Annotated in this window: 8 protein-coding genes; 4 read left to right on the top strand and 4 right to left on the bottom strand. The window is 69.2% G+C overall.

Annotation, left to right across the window (positions count from 1 at the left end; translation table 11 throughout):
- Nucleotides 1-91: 91 nt before the first annotated feature.
- From KF887_14390 to bchF, 4 genes are read right to left on the bottom strand one after another with little or no spacing between them, the layout of a single operon-like run.
- Complete coding sequence (locus KF887_14390; protein QYK40594.1) at nt 92-3,643, bottom strand: magnesium chelatase subunit H; 3,552 nt, start codon at nt 3,641-3,643, stop codon at nt 92-94.
- Complete coding sequence (locus tag KF887_14385; protein QYK40593.1) at nt 3,633-5,201, bottom strand: ferredoxin:protochlorophyllide reductase (ATP-dependent) subunit B; 1,569 nt, start codon at nt 5,199-5,201, stop codon at nt 3,633-3,635. Before KF887_14385 ends, KF887_14390 begins: the two co-directional genes overlap by 11 nt.
- Nucleotides 5,198-6,475: a ferredoxin:protochlorophyllide reductase (ATP-dependent) subunit N gene (locus KF887_14380; GenBank protein ID QYK40592.1), complete on the bottom strand. Its 1,278-nt coding sequence runs from the start codon at nt 6,473-6,475 to the stop codon at nt 5,198-5,200. Before KF887_14380 ends, KF887_14385 begins: the two co-directional genes overlap by 4 nt.
- Nucleotides 6,472-6,969, bottom strand: coding sequence for a 2-vinyl bacteriochlorophyllide hydratase (gene bchF, locus KF887_14375; protein QYK40591.1), 498 nt, complete (start codon nt 6,967-6,969; stop codon nt 6,472-6,474). Before bchF ends, KF887_14380 begins: the two co-directional genes overlap by 4 nt.
- 428 nt (nt 6,970-7,397) lie before the next feature.
- Here bchF and KF887_14370 point away from each other — a divergent pair, with 428 nt between their 5' ends.
- From KF887_14370 to bchJ, 4 genes are all read left to right on the top strand, one after another.
- Entirely contained in the window at nt 7,398-8,135 is a 738-nt protein-coding gene (locus KF887_14370) for a hypothetical protein (protein ID QYK40590.1), read from the top strand.
- A 71-nt stretch (nt 8,136-8,206) separates the two neighbouring features.
- Entirely contained in the window at nt 8,207-9,604 is a 1,398-nt protein-coding gene (gene ppsR / locus KF887_14365) for a transcriptional regulator PpsR (protein QYK43586.1), read from the top strand.
- Nucleotides 9,605-9,794: 190 nt separating this feature from the next.
- Complete coding sequence (gene bchE, locus KF887_14360; GenBank protein ID QYK40589.1) at nt 9,795-11,477, top strand: magnesium-protoporphyrin IX monomethyl ester anaerobic oxidative cyclase; 1,683 nt, start codon at nt 9,795-9,797, stop codon at nt 11,475-11,477.
- Entirely contained in the window at nt 11,404-12,087 is a 684-nt protein-coding gene (gene bchJ / locus KF887_14355; GenBank protein QYK40588.1) for a bacteriochlorophyll 4-vinyl reductase, read from the top strand. The genes bchE and bchJ overlap by 74 nt, the downstream gene beginning before the upstream one ends.
- Nucleotides 12,088-12,092: the final 5 nt, after the last annotated feature.

Below are 12,092 nucleotides of genomic sequence, written 5' to 3'. Positions count from 1 at the left end.
GCGCTGTTCCTCTGCTTCTGTCCGGGGAAATCCCGGGGGGTGCGGGGGGCGGGGCCCCCGCGCGTCGGGGTCGGGGCTATCGGCTGCATCGTCATTCTGCCGCGATCCCTTCCATGCGATCCTCAAGCTCGTCCGCCGCGCCGCGCAGGGCGGCCAGCGTTGCGGCATCGGGCTGCCAGTAGTTGCGTTCGCTCGCCTCGATCAGCCGGTTGGCCATGCGGGCGGATGCCTCGGGGTTGAGGCTGGCCAGACGCCGGCGCATGGCCTCGTCCAGCACGAAGGTCTCGCTCAGGCGCTGGTAGACCCAGGGCTCGACCGCCTCGGTCGTGGCGGACCAGCCCATCGTGTTGGTCACATGCGCCTCGATCTGGCGCACGCCCTCGGCCCCATGGGTCAGCAGCGGTTCGTAGAAGCGGGGGTTCAGGCTGCGCGACCGGGTTTCCAGCGCGATCTGTTCGCGCAGGCTGCGCACCTTGCCCGCGCCGCGCGTCTGGTCACCGATGTAGACCGGCGTTTCCGCCCCGCCCCGTGCCCGTTTCACCGCGCGGGCGATGCCGCCCAGCGTGTCGAAATAGTGGTCGACCGTGGTGACCCCCAGTTCCACCGATTCGAGGTTCTGGTAGGCGAGGTCCACGTCGCGCAGCGCCTTTTGCAGCAGGCCCGCATTCTTCACCGCCTTGCCGCTGCGGCCATAGGCGAAGGACTTGCGGGCCTCGTAGGCGTCGGCCAGTTCGTCCTCGACGCCGAAGGCCGAGGAACCGACCAGCGTGTTGACGTTGGCGCCATACGCCCCTTCGGCGTTCGAGAACACGCGCAGGGCGGCGGTTTCCATGTCGACGCCCATCTCGGCCGCATAGGCCAGGGCATGCGCGCGGATGAAGTTCTGCGCCTCGGGTTCGTCGGCGGTGGCGGCCTTCCAGGCCGCCTCGGCCAGCATCCGGGTCTGCAGGGGCAAGAGATCGCGGAAGATGCCCGACAGCGTCATCACCACGTCGATGCGCGGGCGCCCGAGATCGGCCAGAGGGATCAGGTCGGCACCGCAGAGACGGCCGTAGCTGTCGAACCGGGGGGTCGCGCCCATCAGCGCCAGGGCCTGCGCGATCGGTCCGCCGTCGGACTTGATGTTGTCCGACCCCCAGAGCACCAGCGCCACGGTGCGCGGCAGGGCGGGATGCGCGGCAAGCAGCCGGGCCGCCTGCGCGGCGCCGTCCCGCATGGCGAAGGCGGTGGGCATGCGGAACGGATCGAAGGCGTGGATGTTGCGCCCCGTGGGCAGGATTTCGGGCGCGCGGATCAGGTCGCCGCCCGGGACGGGAGCAATGAAATGCCCGCCCAGCGCCGCCAGCAGGGCGGGAATTTCGCAGGACTGCCGCAACAGCGCCTCGGCGCGGGCCGCCGCATCGCCCGAGAGGCCCATGAGCTGCAGCATGCGGGCGCGCTGTTCTGCGGGCATCGGGCGGCCCATCACATGCAGCCCGTCGGGGATCAGCGCGCCTTCGGTTTCCAGAAGCCTGAGCCAGAGCGCATCCGGGTCCTGGCCCGGCATGTCCACCGCCTCGGCCTGGGTGGCGATCAGCGCGGCCAGATCCGCGCGGGCCGGGTCGTCGGGCGTGGCGGCACGCCAGCGCGTCACGCTGTCCTTGAGGTCGGCCAGCGCCTTGTAGAGACCGGCCGAGGCCAGCGGCGGGGTCAGGTGCGTCACCGTGATGGCGTTCGACCGCCGCTTGGCCAGCGTCGCCTCGGACGGGTTGTTCGCGGCATAGAGATAGATGTTGGGCAGCCCGCCGATCAGCCGGTCGGGCCAGCAGGCGCCGGACGCCCCTGCCTGCTTGCCCGGCATGAATTCCAGCGCGCCATGCATTCCGAAATGCAGCACCGCGTCGGCCGCGAAATCCTGGCGGATCCAGCGGTAGAAGGCCGCGAAAGCGTGGGTGGGGGCAAAGCCCTTCTCGAACAGAAGGCGCATCGGGTCGCCCTCGTAGCCGAAGACCGGCTGGACGCCGACGAAGACATTGCCGAAGCGCGCGCCCAGCACGAAGACGCCGCGCCCGTCGGATTGCTGGCGGCCCGGGGCGGGGCCCCAGACGGCCTCGATCTCGTCGAGCCAGGCACAGTCGGCCACGATCCTGTCGGCGGGCACATGGGCGGCCACGGCGGCTACCTGGCCATGGGCCGGGGTCAGGACCGCCGCGCGCAGATCCTCGACCGTGGCGGGCGGGGTCAGGGCATAGCCCTCGGCCGCCATCGCGTGCAGCGTGTTGAACAGGCTTTCGAACACCGACAGGTAGGCGGCGCTGCCCACCGCGCCCGCGTTCGGCGGAAAGCCGTAGAGCACCACGGCGACCCTGCGTTCGGCGACACGCGACCGGCGCAGCCGCACCAGGCGGGCGACCTTGTCGGCCAGCACGCCGATCCGTTCGGTGCAGGGCGCCATGGCGCGCGCCTCGGCGCCCGGGCGGCAGCGCCGCGCGCATCCGTTGCAGCCATCCATCCCGTGGCGCCCGGCGAACACCGTGGGATTGGTGGCGCCGTCGATTTCGGGCAGGGCGACCAGCATGGTGGTTTCGACCGGGCCAAGGCCGCCGCCCGAGGCCGCCCATTGCCCCAGGGTCTGGAATTCCAGCGGATGCGCCGCGACATAGGGCACATCCAGCGCGGCCAGCGCGGCGACGGCGGCGGGGCTGTCGTTGTAGGCGGGGCCGCCCACCATGGAAAAGCCGGTCAGCGATACAAGCGCGTCGATCCGGGTGCCGCGCGTGTCGCGGAAGTAGGCGTCGATCGCGGGGCGCCCGTCGAGCCCCCCGGCGAAGGCGGGCACCACGGCCAGCCCCTGCGCCTCGAGTGCGGCGATCACCGCGTCATAATGCGTGCAGTCCGACGCGAGGATGTAGGAGCGCAGCAGCAGCAGGCCCACCGTGCCCCTTGCCCCGGCCGGGCGCGGCAGGTCTGCGGCGCGGGTGGTGATGCGGCCGGGCAGGCGCGGATGGTAGAGGCCGACATCGGGGTAATCGACCGGCGCCTTCGCCGCCGCGCCCTTCCAGCCCGCCACGGTCGCGTAGCGACCGACCAGGAAGCGGATCATCTGTTCGATGTTGTCGTCCGACCCGCCGAGCCAGTACTGCATCGACAGGAACCATGCCCGCAGGTCCTGCGCCTTGCCCGGGATGAACCGCAGGATCTTTGGCAGGCGGCGCAGCAGCGTCATCTGCCTTTCGCCCGAACTGGCCGAGGGCTGGGCGTTGCCGCGCAGCTTCTTCAGGAAGGCCATGACGCCGGTGGCCGGGCGGGCCATGTCCAGATCGCCCATCCTGGTCAGCTTGACCACGGAGGGGTCGGCGATGACGCCGACAAAGGCGTCGGCCCGGTCACGGGCGGCCTGAAGGTTGGGCAGGATCGCCTGGATGTGTTCCTCGATGAACAGCAGGTTGGCGACCACGAGGTCGGCATGGTCCACCGCATCCCGCGCCCGCAGCAGCGCCGCCGGATTCTCGGCCCATTCGGCGGCTGCATGGACACTGACCACGAGGCCCGGAAAATCGCGCTGCAGGCGCGGCGCGATGCGGGCCGCCGGGCCTGCCGCATGCGCATCGAGCGTGACGATCACCACGCTGTAGGCGGGCCTTATGTTCGTCTCAGCGCGCATAATGGGCCTTTGCCTCGTAGAGGGTGTCGACGCTGATTTCGCTCAGGCCCTTGTCCGCGGCGAATTTCTCGGTGTTGCGGCGCGCCTTGCCGCGCACGAAGAAGGGGATCTTGCGCAATTCGCGCTCGGCCTCGGCCAGCCAGACCATCACATCCGCACCGGTGGCGGCAGGGACGGGCGCGGCGGCGGCAGCCGCCGCCGTGGGGGCGGTGACGGGGGAGGGGGACGCATCCTCGGGCCGGGCGACGGCCTTGCCGCCGTGGTGCGAGGCGCCCGCCGCGTCGTGAAACTCGAAATCCTCGCGGAACATCGTCAGCAGATGTTCCTCAAGCCCCATGACAAGCGGATGCACCCAGGTGTCGAAGATGACATTCGCACCCTCGAAGCCCATCTGCGGGCTGTAGCGGGCGGGAAAATCCTGCACATGCACGGGCGCGCTGATCACGGCGCAGGGAATGCCCAGACGCTTGGCGATGTGGCGTTCCATCTGGGTGCCGAGGATCAGTTCGGGGGCGAGCGCGGCGATCGCCTCCTCGACCTCCAGATAGTCGTCGGTGATCAGCGCCTCGATCCCGAACCCCTTGGCGAAGCTGCGCAGGGGGCGGGCGAATTCGCGGTTGTAGGCGCCGATGCCCACCACCTCGAACCCGATCTCGTCGCGGGCGATGCGGGCGGCGGCCATGACATGCGTGGCGTCGCCGAAAACAAAGACGCGCTTGCCCGTCAGATAGGTCGAATCGACCGAGGCGGACCACCAGGGCTGGCGCAGGCGGCTTTCGTCGGCGCGGACGGGCAGGCCGGTGATCGCGGACACCTCGGCCAGGAAATCCCGCGTGGCGCCGACACCGATGGGCACGACCTGGGTCCAGGGCTGCCCGAAGGCGCGTTCGCAGTGGCGTGCCGCCGTCTCGCCGGTTTCGGGATAGAGCAGCACGTTGAAATGCGCCGCGCCCATGCGCGCGACATCGGCCGGGCTGGCACCCATCGGGGCGCAGACGTTGACGGAAATTCCCATGTCGGCCAGCATCTTCGTGACCTCGGCCACATCGTCGCGGTGGCGGAAACCCAGGCCGGTGGCCCCCAGCAGGTTGCAGGTGACCGCCTCGGTCCGGGGCATCGGGCGGGCCAGTGCCTTGACGATCTGGTAGAAGGTTTCGTCGGCGCCGAAATTCTCTTTCCGGCTGTAGGACGGCAGGTCGAGCGCGATCACCGGCACCGACAGGCCCATGGTCTCGGCCAGACCGCCCGGATCGTCCTGGATCAGTTCGGCGGTGCAGGAGGCGCCGACGATCATCGCCTGCGGCTTGAACCGCGCCTCGGCCTCGCGCGCGGCCTGCATGAACAGGCCCGCCGTGTCGGCCCCCAGGTCGCGCGCCTGGAAGGTGGTGTAGGTGACCGGCGGGCGCTGGCCGCGCCGTTCGATCATCGTGAACAGCAGGTCGGCATAGGTATCGCCCTGCGGCGCGTGCAGCACATAGTGCAGGCCCGTCATGCCGGTGGCGACGCGCATCGCGCCGACATGGGTTGGCCCCTCGTAGGTCCAGAGCGTCAGTTTCATTCCGCCGCCTCCAGCCGGTTCGGGTGCTGGCGCAGCGCCGCGCGGCGGCGGAGCGGCCGGGCGAACAGGGCGGCAAGATCGCCCGCCTGTTCGTAGAAATGCACCGGACTGAACACCAGTTCGATGGCCCATTTCGTCGTCAAGCCCTCGGATTCCAGCGGGTTGGCAAGGCCGAGGCCGCAGACCGTCAGATCCGGGCGTGCCGCGCGCGCGCGGTCAAGCTGGCGATCCACGTCCTGGCCCTCCGAGATGACCGGACCGGCGGGGAGGAGCGCCAGGTCGGGGCCATGGATCGTCTGGTGCAGGAAGGGCGTGCCCACCTCGACCGCGCGCATCCCGCACTCGACGGTCAGGAACCGGGCGAGGGGGATTTCAAGCTGGCTGTCGGGAAAGAAGAAGACCGACCTGTCGCGCAGCGTCTCGGCGGCGGCGGCGATGGCCTTTCGGGCGCGGGCACGCGGCGCGGCGGTGACCGCCTCGAACAGGGCGGGGTCCACGCCGAATTCGGCCGCGACGGCGGCCAGCCAGGCGGTCGTCCCGGCCTCGCCGAAGGGGAAGGGGGCCGGGATCGGCCGCGCGCCGCGCCGCACGAGGGCGGCATGCGTGTCGCCCAGGAAGGGCTGGGTCAGCGCGAAAACCGTGTTTGGCCCCACGCCCGGCGCGTCGGCCGCACGATGCGCGGGCAGCACGCTGACCGGGCCGATGCCCATGGCCGACAGCAGGCCCAGCATCTGGTCCTCGACCACATCGGGCAGGGCACCCACGACGATCAGGCTGCGCGCCTGATTCGCCGGAAGTGCCGGAACGAGCGCGGCCAGGCAGGCGTCCTCGCCCTGCGTGAATGTCGTCTCGATGCCGGACCCGGAGTAGTTGTAGCACCGCACCCGGCCAACGTGGGCCGCATTGATTCGCTCGGCCGCGCGGGCGAGATCGAGCTTGATGACCTCGGACGGGCAGGACCCCACGAGGAACAGTTGCCGGATGTCGGGGCGGCGGGCCAGCAGGCGGGCCACTTCGCGGTCAAGTTCGGCGTTGGCATCGGCCAGCCCCGCCAGATCCTTTTCCTCGAGAATCGCGGTGCCGAAGCGCGGTTCGGCAAAGATCATCACGCCCGCCGCCGATTGCAGCAGATGCGCGCAGGTGCGGCTGCCGACGACCAGGAAGAACGCATCCTGCATCTTGCGGTGTAGCCAGATGATGCCGGTCAGGCCGCAGAACACCTCGCGCTGGCCGCGCTCGCGCAGGACGGGGGTGTCGGTGCATCCGGCGGTCATGCGGGCACCCCGCCGGGGGCCATGGCGGCCGCGTCGAGACGCGCCATGCGCAGTTTCCAGAGGAACTGGAAGGCATTGATTGCATAGGCAAAATAGGCGGCCAGGGCGATGGCCATCTCGGCGGCGGGTCCGGCGTCGCCGCGCCACAGCACCACCAGATAGGCGCTGTGCAGGGCGATCACGGCAAAGCTGAAGACATCTTCCCAGAAGAAGGCGGGCGCGAACAGGTAGCGCCCGAACACGACCTTTTCCCAGATCGCGCCGGTGACCATGATGACATAGAGGAACCCGGTCTTGACGAGAATCGAGACGGTCGCCGCGCCGTAACCTTCGCCGGTCCAGAGATAGCGGAACACTAGCACCACGCTGACCGCGAAGGCCAGGAACTGCAGCGGCGCCAGAATCCCCTGCACCAGCGTCCAGACCGTGGCGTCACGACGTGCACGTTCTTCGGGCGTGTAGAGCGGGGCGCGCTGTCGGGCTGTGCGGGGCATCGTGGGCTTTCGGATTGGCGGTCGGGATGTCATCCAGGCATCTCGCCGGACAAGCCTAGCCCTGCGGCCCCATGTGTCAATAAAAACTTACACCTTGGGGGGCCGATGCGGTTCGGCGCCAAGGATGCGCTTGGTTTCTGCAATTCAAGAATGACGTTATAAAATAATGTGTTGAATGGATTCCGCGTGCCGCGCAGATTGTTCCCGTGGTCGGGTGTCAATTTGCTTTGACATTTCTGCCCGGCTGTCCGACTGTTGGGGGCGAGACGGGGGCGGGCTGCGCGCGCCCGGTTGTCGCCCTTCCGCGCAGATCGACGAGCAGATTGCCGCATCCAGCCGGAGCTTGTGGAATGCAGGATCAGCGTTACAGTTTCGACCTGCATCCGTCGCCGGGACCGACCCGTCGGGGAAAAGCCGGGGAGGGTGGGGTGATCGATTTCGCATCCTGGGTCGTCGCACTGCTGGCCGCGCGCCGCAGTGCTGCGGACATGGTGATGCGCCCCGAGATTCTCGAAGCGCTCGTGCGGTCTTCCACATCCGCCGACGATGCGGTGATGGGCGGGTTCCTGCGCGAACTGGTGCGCCAGAAGGTGTCGCCCGCCGCGATCTCGGACCTCTACATCCCCGCGGCCGCGGCGCAGCTGGGCGAGGAATGGCTCGACGACCGGCTGGGGTTCGCCGAGGTGACGCTGGCCTCGGCCCGGCTGCAGTCGATGCTGCGCGCCATCGGCGCCGCCTGGACGGCGGATGCCGCCCTGCCCGAGCGGGAGACCTGCGTGCTGCTGTGCGTGGCGCCGGGGGAACAGCACACGCTGGGGGCGCTGGTGCTGCTGGGCCAGTTGCGCCGCTGCGGGGTGTCGGTTCGGCTTGCGCTGGCGCCATCGCGCGCGGAACTGTCGGCGCTGTTCGCCGCGATCCACTTCGACGGTGCGCTGATTTCCGCTTCGGGAAGCAGCCACCTTGCGCAACTGGGCAGATTTGTAGAAACACTTAGAGTACTTGGGCCGGACGACCTGTGTGTGGTGATCGGCGGCGGAATCCTGCAAAGGGTGCCGGACGTGGCCTCCGCCGTAGGGGCCGACGCGGCAGCGACGGATATCGGACAGGCACTGGCGGCCTGTGGCCTGCGGGCAAGCGAAGAGGTCAGGGCACGGAAGCGGGCGTGAAAGCCACCGGCGCCCGGGTGGACAAAGGCGGCACGTGACGATCGGATGTTGTGTTGAAGAACGGAAGTGCGATGTTGAGCGGCGGGTCGATACCCATGCTCGCGCCCGATCTTCTGGCGGAGGTCATATCGACCGCGTCGGATATCGCACTCCATGTGACCCGCGACGGCGCGGTCATCTCGGTTCTCGTGAATGAACATCACCGGTCCTTCGGGCAGCTTGAAACCTGGGTCGGCCGCCAGGTTCGGGAGCTTCTGACGCCCGAGAGCGTGCAGAAGCTCGACCGCCGCCTGACCCAGCTGCACGAGGCGCCGGAAGGCACCTCGCTGGCCGTCGAGATCACGCATGAGGATGCGGTCAACGCAGGCTTTCCGGTGCGCTATGCGCTGCACCGCCTGCCGGGGGATGAATCGGTGCTGATGCTGGGCCGCGACATGCGGGCCATCGCCGAGATCCAGCAGAAGCTGGTGTCGGTGCAGCTGGCGCTGGAAAAGGACTATGAGGCGCAGCGCGAGATCGACACGCGCTATCGTGTGCTGATGGAGATGACGCGCGACGCCATTCTGCTGGTGTCGATGGCGACGGGCCGGATTGCCGACCTGAACCAGGTGGCCGCGAACCTCCTGGGCGGCACCCGCAACGAGCTTCTGGGGGCGGCGGTCGCGCAGGAGTTCGTGGGGCGTCGGCGCGGCGAGCTGCTGGAAACCATGGCGAGCCTTGCGACGGCGGATGCGGCCACCCCGATCGAGATGCAGGCCCGGCGCAGCCAGAAGCGGGTGATGATGGTTCCGCTGGTGTTCCGTGCCGCGGGCGAGCGGCTGCTGCTGTGCCGGCTGGATGTCGTGGAACAGGTGCGCCCGGCGGCGGACGAGCTGGGCGACGCGCTGGGGCGGCTCTATGCCGAGGGGGTGGACGGCATCGTGTTCGCCGACCGCGACGGGCTGATCCGCGGCGCGAACGAATCCTTCCTGAACATGACCGACAGTTCAGGGCTGGCCGCCGTGCGGGGGCGTTCGCTGGCCGATTTCCTGCTGCGCGGGGCGGTCGACCTGAAGGTGCTGATCGAGAACGCCAAGCGCACCGGACGGATGCGGATGTATGCGACGCGGCTGGTGACGATGTTCCAGGCGCAGGTGGCGGTGGAGATTTCGGCGACCTGGCTGAACGACCGGCCGCAGCCGGTGCTGGCCCTTGTGGTGCGCGATGCCAGCCGGGCCGAGGCGATGCGGCGCAGCGGGCTGGGCGGAACCGAGGACGGGTCGAGTTCGGTGGTCGAGCTGGTCGGATCGGCCAAGCTGAAGGACATCGTGGCCGAGACGGCCGACGTGGTCGAACGGATGTGCATCGAGACGGCGGTGGAACTGACGCGGAACAACCGCGTCGCGGCGGCCGAGATGCTGGGCCTGTCGCGCCAGTCGCTGTATGTGAAGCTGCGCAAGTACGGGTTGCTGAGCAAGGGCGAGGAATAGGGCGCGGCGGTCGCGCTGCTGGGGCGTCCCATCGTGGGACGCCCTGTCCGTTCCCATGAAATCAGTCACTTGCGATTTCGGATTCATCAATCGTCAAGATTTCGGTCCCCGGCAGGGCCGGATTGATCCATGTCAATCCCGATGCGTCGCCAAACTGTCAACCTGACTTGACAGTCATGCGGAGGGCGCCATGCGGATCGTCTTTGTCCATCCGAACTACCATTCCGGGGGCGCCGAGATCGCGGGCAACTGGCCGCCCGCCTGGGTCGCCTATCTGACCGGACACCTGCGCCGGGCGGGATTCGATGACATCCATTTCGTCGACGCGATGACGCATCACCTTTCCCCCGGCGACCTGCGGGCGCGTCTGGCCGCGCTTGCGCCCGACATCGTGGGCGTCACGGCCATCACCCCGTCGATCTATGCCGCCGAGGAGGTGTTGCGCATCGCCGAGGAGGTCTGCCCGAAGGCGCTGCGCGTGCTGGGGGGCGTGCATGCGACCTTCATGTACCGGCAGGTCCTGTCCGAGGCGCCCTGGGTCGATGTCATCGTGCGCGGCGAGGGCGAGGAGATCATGCAGGCGCTGGCGATCGCGGTGCGCGAGGGGCGCTGGCCCGCCGACCGGCGCAAGCTGCGCGGCATCGCCTTTCGCGAGGGCGCCGAGATCGTGGCCACCCCGGCGGCCAGCACGGTCAAGGACCTTGACGCCATCGACCCCGACTGGTCGATCCTCGACTGGGAGAAATACACCTACATTCCGCTGAACCGCCGTGTCGCGATCCCGAACATGGCGCGGGGCTGCCCGTTCACCTGTTCGTTCTGTTCGCAGTGGAAGTTCTGGCGCGACTACCGGGTGCGCGACCCGAAGAAGGTGGTCGACGAGATCGAGCGTCTGGTGAACGACCATGGCGTCGGGTTCTTCATCCTGGCGGACGAGGAACCGACGATCAACAAGAAGAAGTTCGTGCAGTTCTGCGAGGAACTGATCGCGCGCGGCCTGCCCGATCGGGTGCAATGGGGCATCAACACCCGCGTCACCGACATCTGGCGCGACCGCGACCTGCTGAAGTTCTACCGGCAGGCCGGGCTTGTGCATGTCTCGCTGGGCACCGAGGCGGCGGCGCAGATGAAGCTGGACCTGTTCAACAAGGAAACCACGGTCGCGCAGAACAAGGAGGCGATCCGCCTGCTGCGCGAGGCCGACATCTTCACCGAGGCGCAGTTCATCGTGGGGCTGGACAACGAGACGCCCGAGACGCTGGAGGAAACCTTCCAGATGGCCTGGGACTGGCAGCCCGACCTTGCCAACTGGTCGATGTACACGCCCTGGCCCTTCACGCCGCTGTTCCAGGACATCCGCGACCAGGTCGAGGTGTTCGACTTCTCGAAATACAACTTCGTCACGCCGATCATGAAGCCGGCCGCGATGACGCGGGGGGAACTGCTGGACGGGGTGATGAAGAACTACCGCCGGTTCTACATGCGCAAGGCGCTGTTCCACTATCCCTGGCGCGGCACCGGGTACCGCCGCCGCTATCTGCTGGGATGCCTGAAGGCCTTTCTGAAGGCGGGTGTGGGGCGCACGTTCTATGACCTTGGCAAGGCGGGCTACTGGGGACCGCAGACCAAGGGCAAGGTCGATTTCCACTTCGACGAGACGCGCACCATCGCCGAGGCGCAGATGGCCGACTGGGAGGCCAGCGCCGACCGTGCCGCACGGGCGGCCGAGCGGCGCGAGGCGGTGAAGGCGCAGATGCAGGAACGGGCGGCCGAACGCGCGGCGTTCCGGATGCCCGGGGATGGCGCCGCACCCATGGCCTGCGGCGGCGGGCGCGCGCAGATGGCGGAAAGCCTTGACCAGCCTGCCGGTTGACCTGTCGGCGGCGGCGCCTGTCGCCGGGGCGGCGCCGGTCGGCCTGATCGGGCCGAACGCGCTGCTGCAACTGGTGCCGGTGCTGGACCGGCACGCGGGGCGGGCGTTCCGCGACCAGGTGTTCGCGCAGGCGGGCGTCGCGCCGCCGCCGCCCGATGCGGGCATGTGGCCCGAGGCGGAGGCCGCGGCGGTGCATCGCACGCTGCGGGCGCTGGCGCCCGGCCAGGCGGCGGGGCTGCTGCGGCTGGCGGGGCAGGGGGTAGCCGACTATGTGCGGCTGCACCGGATTCCGGCGCCGGTCCGGACGGGCCTGCGCCTGTTGCCCGGTGCGGTCGGGGCGCGCCTGCTGGCCGCCGCCATCGACCGCCACGCCTGGACCTTCGCCGGGTCCGGCGGGTTCCGCATCGCCACGCGGCGCCCGCTGGTGTTCGAGATCGCGCGGAACCCGCTGATCGCGGGCGAGGTGGCGCCCGCGCCGCTGTGCCACTGGCATGTGGCGGTGTTCGAGCGGCTGTTCCGCAGCCTGGTCTGGCCGCGCGCGCGGGTCGAGGAGACCTGCTGCGCCGCCATGGGGGCGCCCTGCTGCCGGTTCGCGGTCTACCGGTCCTGACTGTC

This window comes from Paracoccaceae bacterium (genome assembly GCA_019454225.1).
In the GTDB taxonomy this organism is placed as follows: domain Bacteria; phylum Pseudomonadota; class Alphaproteobacteria; order Rhodobacterales; family Rhodobacteraceae.
Note: the sequence above shows the minus strand (reverse complement) of the source record. Positions and strands in the feature narration are given on the sequence as shown.

Bases quoted from the DNA above. Each gene is read 5' to 3' on its own strand.
- KF887_14390 (QYK40594.1), bottom strand. From the start codon at position 3,643: ATGCGCGCTGAGACGAACATAAGGCCCGCCTACAGCGTGGTGATCGTC.
- KF887_14385 (QYK40593.1), bottom strand. From the start codon at position 5,201: ATGAAACTGACGCTCTGGACCTACGAGGGGCCAACCCATGTCGGCGCG.
- KF887_14380 (QYK40592.1), bottom strand. From the start codon at position 6,475: ATGACCGCCGGATGCACCGACACCCCCGTCCTGCGCGAGCGCGGCCAG.
- bchF (QYK40591.1), bottom strand. From the start codon at position 6,969: ATGCCCCGCACAGCCCGACAGCGCGCCCCGCTCTACACGCCCGAAGAA.
- ppsR (QYK43586.1), top strand. From the start codon at position 8,207: ATGTTGAGCGGCGGGTCGATACCCATGCTCGCGCCCGATCTTCTGGCG.
- bchE (QYK40589.1), top strand. From the start codon at position 9,795: ATGCGGATCGTCTTTGTCCATCCGAACTACCATTCCGGGGGCGCCGAG.
- bchJ (QYK40588.1), top strand. From the start codon at position 11,404: ATGGCGCCGCACCCATGGCCTGCGGCGGCGGGCGCGCGCAGATGGCGG.